Origin of the sequence: Moraxella osloensis (assembly GCF_001553955.1) — a bacterium.
Classification (GTDB): Bacteria; Pseudomonadota; Gammaproteobacteria; order Pseudomonadales; family Moraxellaceae; genus Faucicola; species Faucicola osloensis.
Genome location: NZ_CP014234.1, coordinates 803,607 through 822,445, shown reverse-complemented (window position 1 = coordinate 822,445; position 18,839 = coordinate 803,607). Strand labels below are relative to the sequence as shown.

The 18,839-nt window shown below is 42.6% G+C and carries 14 protein-coding genes; 12 read left to right on the top strand and 2 right to left on the bottom strand.

Going from position 1 to position 18,839, the window contains the following annotated elements; all coding sequences use genetic code 11:
* Window positions 1–20 precede the first annotated feature (20 nt).
* From AXE82_RS03555 to AXE82_RS03545, 3 genes are read left to right on the top strand one after another with little or no spacing between them, the layout of a single operon-like run.
* Entirely contained in the window at window positions 21–4,157 is a 4,137-nt protein-coding gene (locus tag AXE82_RS03555; protein WP_082741404.1) for a pilus assembly protein, read from the top strand.
* Window positions 4,158–4,177: 20 nt separating this feature from the next.
* Window positions 4,178–4,738 (top strand): type IV pilin protein, encoded by a 561-nt coding sequence (locus tag AXE82_RS12385; protein WP_269465434.1) that lies wholly within the window; start codon window positions 4,178–4,180, stop codon window positions 4,736–4,738.
* Window positions 4,738–5,154 (top strand): type IV pilin protein, encoded by a 417-nt coding sequence (locus tag AXE82_RS03545; protein WP_062331500.1) that lies wholly within the window; start codon window positions 4,738–4,740, stop codon window positions 5,152–5,154. Before AXE82_RS12385 ends, AXE82_RS03545 begins: the two co-directional genes overlap by 1 nt.
* 325 nt (window positions 5,155–5,479) lie before the next feature.
* Here AXE82_RS03545 and AXE82_RS03540 read toward each other — a convergent pair whose 3' ends face one another.
* A complete protein-coding gene (locus AXE82_RS03540) occupies window positions 5,480–6,757 on the bottom strand; it encodes an O-antigen ligase family protein (protein WP_062331497.1) in 1,278 nt (425 codons plus the stop codon).
* Window positions 6,757–7,260 carry a pilin gene (locus tag AXE82_RS03535; protein WP_156627541.1) on the bottom strand — a complete coding sequence of 168 codons (504 nt, stop codon included), beginning with the start codon at window positions 7,258–7,260 and terminating at the stop codon, window positions 6,757–6,759. Before AXE82_RS03535 ends, AXE82_RS03540 begins: the two co-directional genes overlap by 1 nt.
* Before the next feature lie 469 nt (window positions 7,261–7,729).
* On the opposite strand from AXE82_RS03535, the gene AXE82_RS03530 reads away from it, so the two are divergent.
* The 9 genes from AXE82_RS03530 to AXE82_RS03490 all read left to right on the top strand — a co-directional run bounded on the left by AXE82_RS03530 (window position 7,730) and on the right by AXE82_RS03490 (window position 18,839).
* Window positions 7,730–9,529: a PglL family O-oligosaccharyltransferase gene (locus AXE82_RS03530; RefSeq protein ID WP_062331493.1), complete on the top strand. Its 1,800-nt coding sequence runs from the start codon at window positions 7,730–7,732 to the stop codon at window positions 9,527–9,529.
* A complete protein-coding gene (locus AXE82_RS03525; RefSeq protein ID WP_062331490.1) occupies window positions 9,529–10,794 on the top strand; it encodes an exopolysaccharide biosynthesis polyprenyl glycosylphosphotransferase in 1,266 nt (421 codons plus the stop codon). Before AXE82_RS03530 ends, AXE82_RS03525 begins: the two co-directional genes overlap by 1 nt.
* Before the next feature lie 39 nt (window positions 10,795–10,833).
* Window positions 10,834–11,832, top strand: coding sequence for a UDP-N-acetylglucosamine 4,6-dehydratase (inverting) (gene pseB / locus AXE82_RS03520; RefSeq protein ID WP_062331488.1), 999 nt, complete (start codon window positions 10,834–10,836; stop codon window positions 11,830–11,832).
* A 68-nt stretch (window positions 11,833–11,900) separates the two neighbouring features.
* Window positions 11,901–13,094 carry a UDP-4-amino-4,6-dideoxy-N-acetyl-beta-L-altrosamine transaminase gene (gene pseC / locus AXE82_RS03515; protein ID WP_062331485.1) on the top strand — a complete coding sequence of 398 codons (1,194 nt, stop codon included), beginning with the start codon at window positions 11,901–11,903 and terminating at the stop codon, window positions 13,092–13,094.
* Window positions 13,094–13,768: a pseudaminic acid cytidylyltransferase gene (pseF, locus tag AXE82_RS03510; RefSeq protein WP_062331482.1), complete on the top strand. Its 675-nt coding sequence runs from the start codon at window positions 13,094–13,096 to the stop codon at window positions 13,766–13,768. The genes pseC and pseF overlap by 1 nt, the downstream gene beginning before the upstream one ends.
* A 14-nt stretch (window positions 13,769–13,782) precedes the next feature.
* On the top strand, window positions 13,783–15,477 hold the full coding sequence (gene pseG / locus AXE82_RS03505; protein ID WP_062331479.1) for a UDP-2,4-diacetamido-2,4,6-trideoxy-beta-L-altropyranose hydrolase: 1,695 nt from the start codon (window positions 13,783–13,785) through the stop codon (window positions 15,475–15,477).
* 55 nt (window positions 15,478–15,532) lie between these two features.
* A complete protein-coding gene (gene pseI / locus AXE82_RS03500; RefSeq protein ID WP_062334749.1) occupies window positions 15,533–16,585 on the top strand; it encodes a pseudaminic acid synthase in 1,053 nt (350 codons plus the stop codon).
* A complete protein-coding gene (locus AXE82_RS03495) occupies window positions 16,585–17,841 on the top strand; it encodes an oligosaccharide flippase family protein (RefSeq protein ID WP_062331475.1) in 1,257 nt (418 codons plus the stop codon). The genes pseI and AXE82_RS03495 overlap by 1 nt, the downstream gene beginning before the upstream one ends.
* Window positions 17,838–18,839 (top strand): glycosyltransferase family 52, encoded by a 1,002-nt coding sequence (locus AXE82_RS03490; protein ID WP_062331473.1) that lies wholly within the window; start codon window positions 17,838–17,840, stop codon window positions 18,837–18,839. The genes AXE82_RS03495 and AXE82_RS03490 overlap by 4 nt, the downstream gene beginning before the upstream one ends.

Here is an 18,839-nt window from a genome sequence, read left to right as displayed (position 1 = left end):
ATTTAGGCTGATAGAGGTGGATGATGAAAAACAAGGCGAGTTTAATTAACGCGACACCTGACCAATTTACGTTTAAGCTCTCTACTTTAGTGGCTGCTTTAGTCGCTGTAAGTGTGCCTGTGGCGACTGGTGAAGCGGCTGTCAGCTATGATGCTGCTGGTACTGCTACATACTCTAAGACGGGGGATTTGTCTATTTATCAGCCGCCTGTAGGTGATGTGAAACCAACGATTATGTTGATGCTGGATAAATCAGGGAGTATGGATGGTAGTTATAGTTTTCTACAAGATTTGCCTACCGCCAATATAACTCGCTGGAGAGTGAGAAAATGTACCGCTTACTTTTTTGGAATCTGTATATCTCCTGTAGATGAATATTACGACCAAAAGAATCAAATTACTAATACAAAAGATTATCGAGATGCGACTGAAGTTACTGACAAATCTATCGCAAACTTTAAAGGAGCAAATGGTCAGAGTTGTGTTTTTGGCCAACAAAGTGATGATTTTGCAAGGCTATATAACCCACTTGAAGAAACAGTCAAGATTTCTGATATTGATGGAGAAGCGATTTCACCAAGCATTGATATCAAGTTAACCTACTGTAATGACACAAGCACAAATCCGCAAACAAAAGTCTATGACCGCATCTCTAATTTAAAGTTAGCCTTGATAGATGTTCTTCAAAATGAAAGTTTAACCAACAAAGTACAAATAGGGGTAGGCTCATTTGGTTATCCAAATAGTAATGCTCAATATGGACTAATTAATAAGCCTGCCAAGGTGTTGGATACAGCTCAAAAAAAGGATATTTATACCTTTATAAGTGGACTTTCCGCAAGTGGAGGTACACCAACGGCAAGAGCGTTTAATGAAGCAGGAGCCTATTTACTAGGTAAAAATACAAATAGTGGAGGTAATTCTTATAGTGGTTTTAAAAACACTTCAGACAGTACCATTGTGGATGGAACAAATTATAGAAAACCCAATTCATCACAATGTGCGGGTAATGGCGTTTATCTGTTGACAGATGGTACACCAAACACTGCTACGACAAATGATACACCAGCAAATTATTACACACAAAGAATGATGCAAGATGTAATGGGTTCATCATATAGTTGTACTGGAATGATGAGCAATACTGGTACAGATTTTGGTGATGACTCTGGATGGAGTTGTATCGGCGATTATGCAAAAGCTTTGAATAATAAGGGTATTAAAACAGCGATGGTTGGATTTGGTGCTACTTTTAGTGGTGTAGATAAACCAGCCAATTATACTGTCAATCCTTTGACTTTATCAGATGGAACAATCTACCAAAAAAAATATTATGATTGCAGTAAATTAAGTGCAGAACCTGATGCAAAAAACTCATGCAATGTCGGCATGGAATCAGAAGACCCCAAAACGGGCTTTACAGGTTATAGTAATGTTGGTGGCTACGGTCAAGGGGGATTCTATTATGCCAAAAACTCACAAGACATCGTCGGCAGTATCCTAGCCTTTATATCAAAACTCGACAATTCAATACCTAGTATTCCGTCCGGTACGATTACTATCCCGCAAGACCCACTTAACCCAATCAATCTACAGCCTTACGCTTATTTGCCGATGATTGAGCCAAAAGTAAACAGCGGATTGACTATTTGGCCAGGCAACCTAAAAAAATATGAAGTGAATCAAGGCACCTTGTATGGCAAAACAAACCCTGCCGATACCACAGCGTCTTCAAGATTGTACATTCAGCCCAAAGATGCCAATGGTAATGTGATTGCAGGTTCTTTCCCTACCAATCTCAACCCTTCTACCCTTGATTTATGGAGTACAATCCAAGCGACAGAACTGGATAAAGATGGTAACACTATTAATGTCAATGACAGAGTAACATCAGGTGGCTTCTACGCCAGACTGATTTCGCCTGTCGCGTCGTCAAAACCCGCAGACAATAGCACAAGAAATGTCTATATAGAAAATGGTACAGGTTTGCTAAAAGTCGGTGTGTCTTCTGGAGAGCTGGTTGGATTTGACAAAATAAGCCAAACAGACTATGCGCAGACGCTGACAGATTCTTCTGGCACTACTTTTAATGACAAAGCTGTCAAAACCAAAATTTATCTGCTCAACTTTTTGGGCTATGACATAACCAAGACTGATGATGAGATCAAAGCAATAGCTAATGCTACGAATGTTGAAGCTGAGTTAAAAAAACTCATCACCACCCCGAGTGGCAATATCAGAGTACTCGGAGGTATCGTACACTCGCAACCAACGCTCGTCACTTATAGTGGTAAAATCAATGCCCCAAACAAACCCGACCCAGAAGATCCCACAAAAATTGCTGCAGACGCAGGTCAGGTATCGACAAAAGATACAGACCGAGATGACTACTTAGTATTTGGCTCGATGGATGGTGCGTTGCATCTTGCCAAATCTGCTACAGGCGAAGAGGGTGTTGCGATTATTCCTAAGATTATCCTAAAAAATCAGCTGGCTGCACTAAAAAAAGACAGCAAAGAAGGCACCGATGTCCCTAAATTTGGTGTAGATGCCCCTTGGTCAACCAAAGCAAATTACAAATATACGTTTAATAAAGATGGTAGCGGTACTGTCTCAGCCTCAGATGTCCAGATATTTGGCGGATTAGGTAGAGGCGGTATGGGATTTTACGGATATGATGTCAGTACAGTTGGTACCCCAACTCAAAAATTTGCTATCACAAATACTACGACAGGTTTTGAACGTATGGGACACATCTTTTCCAAACCAGTCGTGGGTAAAATACAAGTGGGTAGTACCAAGTCAGATATCAAAGACGTGTTAATCTTTGGCGGTGGTTATGATCTTTGTTATGAAGACCCGACCTTTAAGCTCAATGCCACTGGTAACAAGTTCGCGGAATGCGATTTAAAAACATCAGCACAAGGCAATGCTGTCTATATTGTAGATGCGTCAAATGGTAGTTTGATTGCCTCATTTTCTAGCAGCACTGCAGCAGGCAAAAATGTCAACGTTGCAAAGATGACGCATAGTGTAGTCAGTGAAATCACCACCCTAGACCGAGATAATGATGGTTTGATCGATCATTTATATTTTGGTGATTTGGGCGGTCAAATATTTCGCATAGATTTGCAAAATGGTAAAGCATTGAATACGACCCCTGCTATTAATACCTTAGTACGCCGAGTCACGCGTGTGCTCAATACCCAAGACTTTAAGGCAGATGGTAGTAACAAACTAATTGATAAAGGATTGCAGTATCGTTTTTATAATAAGCCATCGGTGAGTTTTTATAAGCCATCAGGCTACACAGTGAGAATGGCAGTAGTCAATATTGCTTCAGGTGATAGAAGTAATCCATTGTCACGAGACCGTGACATAAATACTGCCGATAGAGTGTTTGGTATATTTGACCGCGATATCGCACGTCAAGACTTATATGGTGATGATAAAAAGATAACTGATCCACTGAAAACTTCTGAACTGACCATGGATAACTTAGCTACCCTGCCTTTTGATAATTTAACAAGTACATCAGGTACAAAATTAACTAAAGCTGATGCTATTAGTGCTATGAAGGCAGGTACGTATCAAGGCTGGAACTATCCGTTGACCTACTTTGATGGCTATGGCAATGTCAAATATGTCAAAAGTGTGGGCGATGGTTTGTCGATTGGTAATATTTACTATATGACAGCCTATAGCCCAGAAATGGCTTATGACACTAATGTCAGCAGTTGCTCTGCTCAAGTCATTGGTGGCTCTGAGCGACAGATGTATTGTTTACCCTGGGGAGTTTGTGAACAAAAAGCGGGTACAACTGCTGATAATTCTACAAATGGTATGGGCGGCTACATTAGAGCAGGTAAAGGTATCCAAGAGCTTACGTTAGGGGCATATAGTAAAGAAAAAACAAATATACAAATGTTGATAGGTAATCAAACGCTGAAAGAAATAATTGATAAATCCAATCGATCAGACTTTGGACAGCGAAGTAAAACTACCTTGACAGGTGATGTCGTGCCAATCAAACAAGGGGTAAATACCACCGGATCGGATTTAAAAGGCGAGCTTGGCATGGGTAGTGGTACGCCGGACGTGATAGGCATTGATTTTGGTTTAGTACCAAAACGTTGGTATCAAAAGCAAACAAATTAAAAGTCATTGGGAGTCCTTGCGTGGAACGGATAGTGAATAGCAGGCATCACGGTTTTACTTTGATTGAGATAATGGTGACAGTAGCTATGATTGCTATTTTAGCGTCAATTGCTATTCCTAGTTACCGTCATTATATAGTGCGTAATGCAGAGTATGAAGCCCAATCTCAAATGAAGCAATTGGAGATTGAGCTTAGTCGCTGGCTTAGCAAAAATTTAACTTATAAAAACTTCCAGCCCATGAAGAGTGTCACATCAGGCGGTGCGGTTAATTATGGATATGATGGTACGGACAATAATTTTCTCTATAGTCCAAAAAATAGCGATCAAAACACCTATCGCTATCAGATATTTATCGTCGATGGCTCAAGTAATAAAAGCCTTGTCGCTATTGATGAAGAGGGTAAAGTAAATAGTGTGACAGGACGCAGTTGGAAAATGTTTGCCATTCCGAATAGCAGTTTGGGCACAGCTCATAAGTTAATGTTGAGTAGTAGTGGCGTCCAATGTAAAACTAAAAATAGTGACACTAGCGTTACCATCGCATCAACCAACTGTGGTACTTATTCGGAGACTTGGTAATGAAAAATCGATATCGCCAACAAGGCTTTACCCTAATCGAGCTGATGATAGTGGTGGCTATCATCGGTATATTGGCGGCGATTGCGTATCCAAGCTATCAACGCTACGTGATCAAGACCAAACGCACTGATATGATGGCAGAAATGCAAAATATCGCCTCACAGATTGAATCACGTAAACTGGCACAAGGCAGTTACACGAACGCAGGCACGGGATTAGATGGGAGCTTCCCTAGAAGTGGTACAGCATTATATACCATCACCCTAGCACCCACCCCCCTCACTAACCGTTGGACAATTACAGCGACACCTATTAGTTCATCGCAGATGGCAACTGATGGTACGCTCACGCTAAACGCGCAAGGAGTCAAGTGCCGAAATACCTCATGTGGTATGGGTCAAGAATGGAATAACTAGCTTGTCAAGCTAGACATTGAACAATTTTTGGCAGTATGGACAATATTTAGGTTCGGTGGTATAAAATACTGACCAAGGCGGTGAGAAGTGATTATGAGCAGCTGAAACAAGATTATAAGAAATTGCTGGAAAATTTTGAGTTAAGGCAAAGCACTCGGACTATTTGATTGATATAGCCACTCAGTTTATGAACTTAGTGGCTTTCTAATAAATGGCGTTAAAAAATATGCCGTTAAAATTATTGCCACGGTCTGAGATCTACTACTTTGATGATGCTTGCAGATTCTTTGTTGACTAAAACCACCATATCGACAATATTGATATTTTAGAATAATTGATAACCATACTCCCAAAATCGGGGGGGTGTTGATGGTAAACTTTCAGATAAAGCAGATGTATAAAAAAACAAATAAATAAAAGCCAGAGCAATTGAAATATAGGCTATATACCCAAAAACTTGGGAAACTGTTGAGGCTTCATATGTTGATGGATGAAAAGAAGCCGCATGTTGAAATTCAGGATTTTTAAGTAAAAAGACGAATAACCATAAAAGTGCAACTTGTGTAACAGGATAAATATGTATACCTGAAAAAGATAAGTCGATACTTACTGCTATAAAAGCTGAAATTACAAAATAATTTTCCTTAAGATTCCATTTTATTCTTTTTAAAATATTCCAAATGACCAAAATAAGAAAACCAAATCCTATTAAGCCTGTTTCTGTTAAAACTTGAATAAATAAATTGTGTGGATGTGCTGAAATCACACCTGAATACTGATCTAATTGATAAAACCCGCATCCAAAGATTGGATTTTGTGACCAGCATTGAAAAGCACTTACCCAAAGCTCATAGCGTCCACTCGTTGATTCTCTAACAATTGAACCTACAATAGAAGCAGAATGACTTGAAAAAAATAAAATAGAAAAATATGCAAGCCATGTAGCAACATAAGTGAATAATAATTTAAATCGCGCCGCATGGTTAAAAATACATACGCATGCAATAAAAACACTATACGCTAAAGTTGCTGAACGACCACCATCTAAAAGAATAGATAAAAATGCCAAAAACAAAAAAATTAAATAGATATTTTTAAATTTTTCTTGTTTTAAATAAAACCAAACTGCAAAAATAGATAGCACTAAAAAATAGCTATTATAGACTCGAATATTCCATGGCATAGGATACCAATTTGGATAAACGCCACTTAGGATAAACTCTGTAATAGCAATAGGTAGCATCAAAAAAATAGAAAAACTTAACCAGATTAAAAGTTTGGATAAAAACTCATTGTAATTTAAATTAAAAAAAGCCTTATAGAGTAAATAAAACAAAATAAGTTCATAAAAAATATAAGAATAATTTGACCAAAATAAAAAACCTAACAAGGTAAAAATAAGAAAACAAAATTCATATTTAGAAAAGTAGTTCTTTTTATGAATTAAACCATAAAGCCCTAAACCAATTAACAGAAAAACTTCTAAAACCCTTAATTCGTTATAAAAATTAAAACTATATATAGAAAAACCCACAATAAACAACAAAAAATAAAGAGCTACGAATAGCTCTTTATTTTTAAAATGTTTAATTAAATTAAACATTAGGTCCCACGGCAGTTTGCAGGTAAAAATTTTGCAGCAACTGTTGTACCAGTTCCACCACACCGCCAATTTACTTGAGAACCCGCACTTGCTGCAGCACTTAAATTTAATGCTGTAGTACCATCTGCACCAACTGGCGTAAGTGTTAAGTTATTTGAACCAGTAGGAACAACCGCTGGCTTATATACAATTGTAATTACACCAGCCGCATCACTTGTGATAGAAGCAACATTTTTATTACCCGCTAAAGCTGTCGCATCCATTGGAGATGCTCCTATTGATGCACATGTAGTTGCATCAGTACATGCCATGCTAGAAGGCCCTTTACTTTGGAAACTTTCAGCAATAGCCGTTTTTAAACCATTTGATAAAGTCAAGCCTTCAGAAATCTTAGCTCGAATTGTATAATCCTGATAAGCAGGAATCGCAATCGCAGCCAAAATACCGATAATAGCGACAACGATCATTAATTCGATAAGGGTAAAACCTTTTTGAGCGTTCATAAACATTCTCCACAAATGTTATTAATTTAATTATAAGCTTTGTAAGCTATTTTATACTTAGCACTAAACGTGCCAACCTTTATTATAGACAATTTACACAGAAAAACAGCAACTTGTGCATAAAAAAATTCAGATTATAAATTCATCTCCCTATTTTTATTAAAAACTGACAATTATTGTCAGGTTGGATGCTATTCTTTGGACAAATATTGTCATGGGGTGATTTGCATCACGTATTGTTTGTTTCTGTTTGGGTATAGTGATAGCGTAAATTTTTACTTTTAAAAGCTTACCAAACAGATAGGGTAGTTCTATTAGCTATAAAAAATCAAAAAATTCTTAAAGTCGTTGACAGGCGTCCTTGGTAGTATCAAGATATAAATTTCATTGCTGAATCGAATACTTATTTTATAAAAAATGCTAAACTACCCCGTTTAGCATTTTTGCGTTTAACCTATACGAAAATCCTATGCTGTCATCTACGCCACCCCAAACCCTCAATCAAGATACTCGACTGTTTACCTTATTCATGGGGTTAGCCATTTTGACCTATCTCATGCCTTGGCATTCGCCACTGGGTCGAGATTTTGTGGTCAACGCCACCGCATTTGGGTTTGTGAGTTTGGCAGTCGCGGCCTTTTTTTGGCAAAATCCCATTACAAAGGTGAGCAAATCTGTGCTCACTTGGTTGCTGCTAGCAATACTGATTGTATGTCAGCCATTATTCAATCATATCGCTTACCCTGATGCCTTAATCTTTCCGGTGATAAGCTTGGTGGTGGTTGCCTTGACTGCGTTGATAGGCAGCCAGATTGACAATAAAGCGAATTTATTAAACCGCCTGTTTATTGCGGTATATCTCATGGCAATCATCACTTTTATGATTCAAATGATGCAAACCCAAGGCTATCAGATTGATTATAAAGGCTGGGTGATAGCCCGTGGTAACGCCAATGGCGGGCGCTATGATGGCAACTTTGGACAAGCCAATCACGCAGGCTATGCGTTTGTGTTGGCGCTGTGTGGGGTGATTTATCAACTGCAGCAGTCGTTTCAAGAAAAGTTGAATGCGCCGCAGTGGCTGATTGGTCGATACCGACAATATGCGCGGTTTGGCTTGATGGTATTGTTTGTGATATTTACCATCGGGCTTGCCTTGACACAAAGTCGGGCGGGTCTGGTGATGATGTTGGCGGTGATTCCCATTTTCTTTTTGACCCAGCCAATAGCGTGGAAAAGCAAACTATCGGCTAGCGTTTTTGGTCTTATTGTATTTGTGCTGTATTATATGGGCGCAAGCTGGCTTAGCAATTATAGTAGCGCCAATCAGCTTGGGGCAGTGAGCCGTATGGCGGGCGGGCAGGGGAACCGCGCGGCGATGAGCGAACGCGCCATGATGATATTTCATGACCATGTGCTCACCGGGGTCGGCTGGAACAACTACATGGGCGCAAGCGTTGATTATGCCCAATATTTTAAATGGCCAGAGATTGCCGACCATTCCCACAATTTTGCCACCATGATTTTGGCGGAGCTAGGGGTGTTAGGCGCACTGTGCTTTGTGCCGATTGTTTGGGTGCTAGTGCGGGCGATTCATCTGCGCCATAGCAGCGAAAGCGCCATTGCCCTGGCGTTTGTCATCGCAAGTATCTTGTATGCCAGTGTAGAATACCCGTTATGGTATTTTCGTTATCTCGCGGTGTTTGCCTTGTTTTTGGCGTTGATTGATCAGCGCAACTGGCAACTTGTGTGGCAACCCAAACTCACAAAAGCCATGTCGGTGGTCATGATTGGTTTGGCGATGCTATCAGGCTACTATATTTGGCAATATTTTCAGCTCAATTATTTGGATTATAATCGCTTTATCAAGCATACCAATCATCTAAATCAAGACAAAGCAATTGACTACCAAAATGACGTGTTTGGCTTTAGCGCGTATCATGACCGTATCCTTGCCATGCAAGTGCCGATTAATCGCAATCAGGCAAGCGTCAAAGAAGCCATCTTTGAAGAGGTGCTAAATACCGATTCTTCCCAGTATAATATATTGGCTTATGCACAGTTCTTAGCCTATAAAGGTGACCAGCAAGCGGCATTAACACATATCAAAGCGGCTTGTGTCATGGTAAAAAATTTGTCCGATTGTGATAATGTCGCGACCGATTTGGGCAACCTTGCCAAACAAGATCCTGCGACATTTGCAGCTTTATACCGTGAGTTTAGACAATGGCGTGACGCCAACCCTGAAAAAACAGGACTTAAACCATAATGCAGCGGGTAATTTTCTTGTTATGGCAAAATCTTGTATTCCGCCTCATCGTGGGCTGGTTGGTTGTGGTGGTGTTGCCCGCCTTGCTGATGTGGCGAATGCGCTTTTTGCAGGGGCGCTGGCTACTGACTGAATTTAACAGTATGGTGTTAGCCACGTTGGGTGTCTTGCTAGTTACCCTTGGTCTGCGCAAACTCACCCAGTTTCCAGGTCAACGCTCCATCGGTTTTGTGTTGCCAACTTTATTGTTGGTGATGATGCTGTTAGGCATGGTGATTATCGTTTTTCGGTTGCCGTATTCGCTGTATTATTTTGGCTTATCGGGCGTTATCGGGGCAGTGTTTTTCTTTTTATCGTTTTTGCTGGAGCAAAAAGCGCACCAACCTTATATGGCTTATATTCCACTGGGACATTGTCAAAACTTTGAAGCGATTTTTCAAATCCATTGGCTGCGTCTTGAAAAACCGCATTTGGATGCCATACAATCCAAAAAAGTGCAAGCGATAGTAGCAGACCTGTCATCGCCTGCACTCGATGAAGACTGGCAGCGATTTTTAACCGAGCAAACGTTACAGGGCAGACCGGTGTATAATAACCGCCAAGTGTATGAGTCTTTGACGGGTCGTCTGCCGATTCATCATTTGTATGAAAACGAGTTGGGGTCGCTGTTGCCATCGCAAACCTATTTATGGTTTAAACAACTGATTGATATTATAGCGATTTTATTGGTGGCACCGTTCGTATTGCTGATTGCGGTGATAACTGTCATTGCGATACGCTTGGAGAGTCCGGGCAAGGCGATATTTGTCCAAGAGCGGGTCGGGCAAGGCGGCAAGTTATTTAAAATCTATAAATTTCGCAGTATGCGCTTTGACTCAGAAAAAAACGGGGCAAAACTGGCGCAACAAAATGACCCTCGCGTGACTAAAGTCGGTAAGTTTATTCGTAAAACCCGTATCGATGAACTGCCGCAATTTTTAAATGTGCTCAAAGGCGATATGAGCCTGATTGGACCGAGACCCGAACAGCTAAGTTTTGTTAAAACCTTTGAAAAAACCATCCCTTTTTATAATTATCGACATATCGTCAAACCCGGTATTTCTGGATGGGCGCAGGTCACACAAGGCTATGCTAGTGATACCGATGAGACAGCGCTTAAGGTACAGTACGATTTTTATTATATTAAACATATTTCTTTTGCATTAGATATCTTGATTGTGCTCAAAACCATTCAAACCATGCTGACAGGTTTTGGGGCTAGATAAACTGCGATAAATAACTTTAGCCATAATAGGTAGCGCACTATGTTAACCAATTCAACCATTCTAGTGACAGGCGGGACAGGCTCATTTGGGCATACCTTTGTGCCGATGACACTTGAAAAATACAACCCTAAAAAACTGATTATCCTGTCGCGTGATGAGATGAAACAGTGGGAAATGGCAAAACTGTACCAAGGCGACCCGCGTGTACGGTTTTTTATCGGTGATGTGCGCGATAAAGACCGTCTATATCGAGCGCTTGATGGGGTGGATTATGTGGTGCATGCGGCAGCAACCAAAATCGTACCCACCGCCGAATATAATCCATTTGAATGTGTCAAAACCAATATCAACGGGGCAATGAATTTAATTGATGCCTGTATTGATAAAGGGGTGAAAAAAGTCGTTGCCTTATCGACTGACAAAGCGTCTAGTCCAGTGAATCTGTATGGCGCGACCAAATTGGCATCGGACAAACTGTTTGTCGCAGGCAACGCCTATTCAGGGGAGCATGGCACACGCTTTTCGGTGGTACGTTATGGCAATGTCATGGGGAGTCGTGGCTCGGTGATTCCGTATTTTCTATCAATTAAAGACAGTGGCATACTGACCATCACAGACCCGCGTATGACCCGTTTTATGATTTCGCTTGAACAAGGTGTGGAGCTGGTTTGGCATGCGTTTGAAGACATGGTGGGCGGCGAAATTTATGTCAAAAAAATTCCTTCTATGACCATGCCAGATGTGGCAACTGCCGTTTCTGCCACTGCCGAGCAAAAAATCATTGGTATTCGTCCTGGCGAGAAATTGCATGAGCAAATGATTAGTGCTGAAGATTCTTTTCATACCTACGAATATCCCGAGCATTTTAAAATCTTGCCCGCGATTAATGGCTGGGATGAAACGCCTGAGCGTATCAAAGATGGTGTTAAAGTGCCAGAAGGCTTCGTGTACGCCAGTGATAATAACAGTGAGTGGATGACGACTGAGCAACTCCAAGAATGGATTGAAACCAACAAAGCAAAAATTGGTAAAATTTAATCGCTAACCCTTGATAACAAACCCACTCAATAACCAACCCCCCTTGGGCAAATATTATGGCAAATATTATGTCAAATCAATTTATCCCTTATGGTCGTCAGCATATCACCCAAACTGATATTGATTCCGTGGTCGCTGTGCTACAGTCTGATTTTCTGACCCAAGGTAGTCAAGTACCGGCATTTGAAGAACGCGTCGCTACCTATACGGGGGCAAAGTTTGGCGTGGCGGTGAATAGTGCGACGTCAGCACTACATATTGCTTGTTTGGCATTGGGGCTTGGTCAAGGTGAAAAGGGTAAAGATGACTGGCTGTGGACGACACCGATTACCTTTACCGCATCCGCCAACTGTGGATTGTACTGTGGTGCTAACATTGATTTTGTGGATATTGATCCGCTAACACTCAATATGTCTATCACCGCCTTGGAAGAAAAGTTACAGCTTGCCGATGCTGAAAACCGCTTGCCAAAAATAGTTATTCCCGTGCATTTCACCGGTGAACCCTGTGATATGGCGGCTATTCATGCGCTATCACAGCAATATGGCTTTAAGGTTATTGAGGACGCCTCGCATGCCATTGGTGGCAAATATCACAATCAACCAATCGGCAATTGTGAGTTTAGCGACATTACCGTGTTTAGCTTTCACCCTGTCAAAATCATTACCACCGCAGAAGGCGGACTGGCAACAACGAATGACCCGGCATTGGCGGAAAAAATGCAGTTACTGCGTAGTCATGGTATCACTCGTGATGCCAATCTAATGACCGATGAGCCTGACGGTGGTTGGTATTATCAGCAAATTGATTTGGGCTTTAACTATCGCATGACCGAATTGCAAGGGGCATTGGGGGTGAGTCAAATGAACTATTTGGATGACTTTGTCACTCGCCGTCATCAGCTTGGCAAGCGTTATGATGAGTTATTAACAGATTTGCCGATTATGTTGCCTTATCGCAATCCTGCTAATTATTCAGGGTTTCATTTATATCCCATTCAACTAACAGCAGACAGTGGCAAAACGCGTAAGCAAGTGTTTGACAGTTTGCGGGCGCAACATATCGGGGTGAATGTGCATTATATCCCAGTGCATACCCAGCCGTATTATGCCAAGTTGGGCTTTAAACAAGGCGATTTTCCCCATGCCGAGCGCTACTATGCCCAAGCGATTAGTTTGCCATTGTATTATGACTTAAGCGAAGCCTCGCAAACGCAAGTGGTCGATGCCTTAAAGATAGCGTTGGCTCAGGCATTCGCATAATGAAGGTCTGTATCATCCCTGCGCGTGGCGGTAGTAAACGCATTCCGCGCAAAAACATCAAAGATTTTTGTGGCAAACCCATGCTGGCTCGTGCCATTGAAACGGCAAAAAACAGCCAACTGTTTGAGCAGATTATCGTGTCAACCGATGATAGCGCTATTGCCGATATTGCTCAACATCATGGTGCCACTGTCATCCAAAGACCTGCCGAGCTTGCTGATGATTACGCCACTACCGCTGCGGTGATTCGCCATACGCTGCAGCACGTGCCAGAAGCTCGCCATATCTGCTGTTTATACCCCTGTACGCCGTTATTAAAACCGCAGTATTTAACCGACAGTTTTGAGCGTTGGCAGTCATCCAACAATTTGTATTGTTTTCCGGTTTTAGAATTTGAATCCAATGTGTTACGCTCACTTAAGTTAAGCGATACCGGTGAAGTGTCGAGCATGTTTAGCCAACATGAGCTCACCCGAACCCAAGATTTGCCGCAGGCGTATTTTGACGCAGGTCAGTTTTATTGGGGCAGTCGTGAAGCATGGCTCAGCGAGGATAAAATCCATAATCATGCCCTAGGCTATGTGTTGCCAAAATACAGCGTTGTTGATATTGATGATGAAAATGATTGGCGATTTGCTGAGCGCCTCTACCAAGCGCAATTGGCGCTAGCATGAAGATAGGCGCTAACATGAAAATCGTGGTCCGAGCAGACGCAAGTTTAACGATGGGTAGCGGTCATATCATGCGTTGCCTCACGCTCGCTGACCGGTTAAAACAGCAAGGGCATGACATCACGTTTATTTGTCGGGAGCATGACGGACATTTGGCGGATTTGATTGGGCAAAAAGGTTTTGCTGTGCAGCTGTTAGCCAAAAGTGACACTGCAGATTTTATCAAACAGCATGCCCATAGCGAGTGGCTCGGCGCCAGTGAAAGCGATGATTTTGCCCAGTGTCAACCCATGTTGCAAGCATTAAAGCCAGATTGGCTGATTATCGACCATTATGCGATTGGCAAAAACTGGGAGCAGCAAGCCAAACGACTGTTGCCAAACCTTAAAATTTTAGCCATTGACGATTTAGCCGACCGCGCACACGACTGTGAGATTTTGCTTGACCAAAATTTTGGGCGAAAAAACGAAGATTATCAATCGCTTGTGCCAAATCATTGCCAGTGCTTACTAGGCACGCGTTATACACTATTACGGGATGAGTTTGCCAACTGGCGAACGATGAGCCTAAATAGACGTAAAAGCGTACAGCCGCCCAACAATATATTGGTCAATCTTGGCGGTGTCGATAATGATAATATCACACTCAAGATTTTGCAAAGTCTCAATACCTTTATCCACCAGTCTACGCAATCATTTAACGTGACTGTCGTCATGGGCAAAACCGCACCGCATATCGAAAGTGTACAAAGGTTTGCCAAGCGCGCAAGTTTTGCGTGTGCGGTACTTGTCAATGTGACTAATATGGCGCAATTGATGGCAAATGCTGACCTTGCGATTGGGGCTGCAGGCAGCACCACCTGGGAGCGCTGTTGCTTGGGCTTGCCGATGGTGCTGATCGTGCTTGCCGATAACCAGCAGGTGATTGCCAAAGCGTTGGCAGATAAAAACCTGGTCAAAGTGGTGACTGACAGGGCGACATTGGATGAGCAACTGCCCCGCTTGTTGAGCGAACTGGCCGACAATTATAAAAAATTCAGCCGGCAATCTGCCAAGTTGGTCGATGGGCAAGGGGCAAAACGGGTTGCGCACTGGATTGAATTTGCGCAAAAATTTCAACATTGTCAAGTGCGACAAGCGACCCAAGCCGATAGCCAGATGATTTGGCAATGGCGTAATCACATCGACGTACGCCGGTGGATGTTTGGGCAAGATGAAATTGCCCTCGCTGACCATGAAAAGTGGTATGGCAAACAGCTTGACCATGCCAATGTGCATTTGCTGATTTTTGAAACGGATGGGAGTAAAGGCGGCGAGCCGATGGGGCTAGTCAATGTTACCCAAATGACGGCAGATAAATACCAGACGCTGCAGTTGGCAAACACCCATGCGCCAAACCCTAATGCGTCAAATCCTAATTCTTTAAGCGCGAATGAAAAAACTGCCAGTTGGGGGTTTTATTTATCCCCTAATAGCGCAAAAGGGCAGGGGCTTGGCTTTGCGTTGGGAGTTTTGGCGATTGCACGGATTTTCAACACCACTGACATTGGCAAAATCACCGCGCAAGTGCTGGCATATAATACCGCGTCATTGGCGTTACATCGTAAATTGGGATTTAGCGAAACAGGTGTGTTAAAACAGCATTTTGGTGTGGGTGACAAAGTGTATGATGTGGTTGAGTTTGAATTAAAATCGCAAGATTTTTTATTTTAGGGGTGGGTCTGAGTGGGGTATATATGAAAAAAACGGGGTGTCTATGAATCAAAATATGAATCAAAATTTCAGCATTAACAATCGCCCAATCGGCATTGACCATGCGCCATATATCATTGCTGAAATGTCCGCCAACCACAACGGCGACATCAATAACGCTTACCGTATCATTGACATGGCAAAGGCGTGCGGTGCTGATGCGGTCAAAATGCAAACTTACACCGCAGATACCATCACCCTCAACAGCAGCGCCGCTGACTTCCAAATTCATGGGGGACTGTGGGACGGGCGTACCTTATATGACTTGTACCAAGAAGCTTACACGCCGTGGGACTGGCATAAACCATTGTTTGAGCACGCCCACAAAGTCGGTATCACCATGTTTAGCTCACCGTTTGACTTTACTGCGGTGGATTTGCTCGAGGATTTGAACGCGCCAGCGTACAAAATCGCTTCGTTTGAAGCCATTGATTTACCGCTTATCAAATATGTAGCAAGTACCGGCAAGCCAATGATTATCTCCACAGGGATGGCGGACCAAACCGAAATTGCCGAGGCGATTGCCGCCGCTCGTGATGGCGGCTGCAAGCAGCTTGCGTTATTGCACTGCGTGAGTGGCTACCCAGCTCCCGCACAGGACTATAACCTGCGTACCATCACCGATATGCAGCGCCGTTTTGGCGTGCCGATTGGCTTATCCGACCATACGCTTGACAACACCACCGCCGTGACAAGCGTGGCATTGGGGGCGTGTATCATTGAAAAACACGTCACCCTAGATCGCAATGGCGGCGGGGCGGATGACAGCTTTTCACTGGAAAAAGACGAACTCACCGCGCTCTGCCGTGATAGCAAAACCGCTTGGCAGTCGCTCGGACAAGTCGATTATGGGCGAAAATCAAGCGAAATCGGCAATGCGCAATTTCGCCGTTCACTGTATTTTGTCAAAGACATGACGGCAGGGGATGTGATTGATGAAAGCTGTATCCGAAGCGTTCGCCCTGGCTTTGGGCTTGCCCCGAAGTTTTATGATGAATTAATGGGCAAAAAAGTGCTAACGGATATCCAAGCCAATACCGCTACCTCGTGGGATGTTCTTGAAAGGTAATGTTAAATAAAATCAAACGTTTAACACACTCTGCTTTGCTCAAAGACAGCCTGATTTATGTGGTGGGCGAGATGACCGCCAAAGCCGTGCCGTTTTTGCTATTGCCCTATTTGACACGGGTATTGGGAACGACGGGCTTTGGTGATTTGTCTTATTATTTATCGCTCACGGCATTTATTGTAATCGCCATGAGTCTGTCGCAAAATGGCGCTTTGACCCGTTATTTTTATGTGTATGGCAGGCATGGGCTGGGCAATATTTTACTGGCGGGTGGGCTATATAGCGTGGGCGTGCTGCTGATTGGCACAGCGATTAGCTGGCTGTTACATAGCGAATTGTTATTTTACTGCTTTTTTACTGCCTTTTTGCAAACCTTGATTCAAAACCAACTGGCACTGCGGCAATGCCAAAAACGCCCGTTTAGCTATCTGACCATCCAATTGGGCTTAGCCTTGGGAAATTTACTATGGACGGTGCTGATTTTTCAGTTTTTTGCGGGCGATACCACGGATAAAGTTGCCCAGCGTCTTATCGCGATTATCTTGGCGCATGGGGTTACTTTTGTGGCAGCGTTGGCGTGGGCAAAATACCAATTTGCTATCAAATTTCGCTTTACCCCAAAACGGCTCAAACTGGGACTTGGCTATATTTTAACCCTAGGCTTGCCGCTGCTGTTACATGGGTTAAGCTATACCATCAAAGGGCAACTTGACCGAGTGTTGATTCACCAGCGGTTTAGCAGTCATGAGCTAGGCGTATACTCGGCAGGCGTGCAAGTCGCCAGTAGCTTGACTATTGTGATTATGGCGGTCAATTCTGCGCTGGTGCCTCACTTATATGAACGGCTAAAATCGCAGCGCATGACAGTGATGCAATTGCATCGACTGTTTTGGCTGAGTTTGATGGTGCCTGTTATATTGACTGCCATGGCTTGGGCGATGCCGTCGTCATTAATGGCGTGGCTATTGGGGGCAGATTTTGCCCAAAGCCAGTATTATGTAGTGATGTTTGTACTGGCGTTTTCGCTGATAATTCCGTATTTGTTGTTGGTGAATTTTTTGTTTTATCATGCCAAAAGCGCGCAAATCTCACTGTGTTCCGTCATCTCAACGGTGGTGTATTTGGTTGCCTTGTGGGTGTTAAGTGGCGTATCACTGGCGGTGGTGCCGTATGCGACTATTATTAGTGGCGTGGTGATTTTGCCGCTGTTATATTATTATACGCTGCAGGTGGAAAAGGTCAAAAAAACGCCATGAATCTCATTATTTGTATCACCCCCTTGCAAGTGTTGATTGCCAAGCAAATTATTAAGCAACACAGTACCCCCTTTATAGGGCTTTATTTGCCGTATGGCATCCATTCAAAAAGCGAGCCCAAACACCGCTATTATTTTGAACAACTTGAGCAAGTCTGCCAAAAATCCGCCTTTATCGAATTGAACAATAAAACCTGGGGCGAACGTTTTGTCACCCTAAACCACATCAAAACCACACTTAACATGCTTGATATTTGGCAAAAACCTATCGAAAACGTCTATCTTGCCAGTATTGACGTGTTGTTTTTGCAATATGTTATTTCTAAAGTAAAATTCCAACAGCTGTATACCTTTGATGACGGCACCGCTAATATTTTCCCCAACTCTAGCTATTTTCAACCGTTACCAAAATCCTTACCATTACAACTGTTTAAACGCGTTGCGGGCATTACTTATCCCAGTATCCCTAGTATTTTGGCTATCTCCAAAAAACATTTCACCATTTTTCCTCAGGAAAAAAATATCATAGCTACTACCGAGCCTGTTTATTTGTTTGATAAAGCAGACAATCAGCCTGATGAAAATTTGCCGGTAAAACGGCTGTTATTGGGGCAAGCCCTCGACAATTTTATCGGTGACAAAGCTTATGCTGATATTGTAGAAACAATGGTCAAGGTATTTCACCTTGACGCATTTTGTCCACACCCGCGAGAAAAATTGGATTTTAGCCATCTTTTGCCGGTGATTGATAGCGATAAAATCATTGAAGATTATCTAAGCGAGGCATTGCAACAAAACCCCCAGCAACGCTTTGAAATTTATACCTTTATCAGCACTGCCGTGTTCTCGCTCAAAGAATTTCCCCGCACCCAAGTATTTATGGTATATACCCAAACACTATGGAATAAATTCCCTGATGCGTATCAGTTTCTTGCCAGTCGTGGTTTTACCCTCATTAATTTAGATGACGCAGATAATCTAAATGGGTTCAAAGGGTAA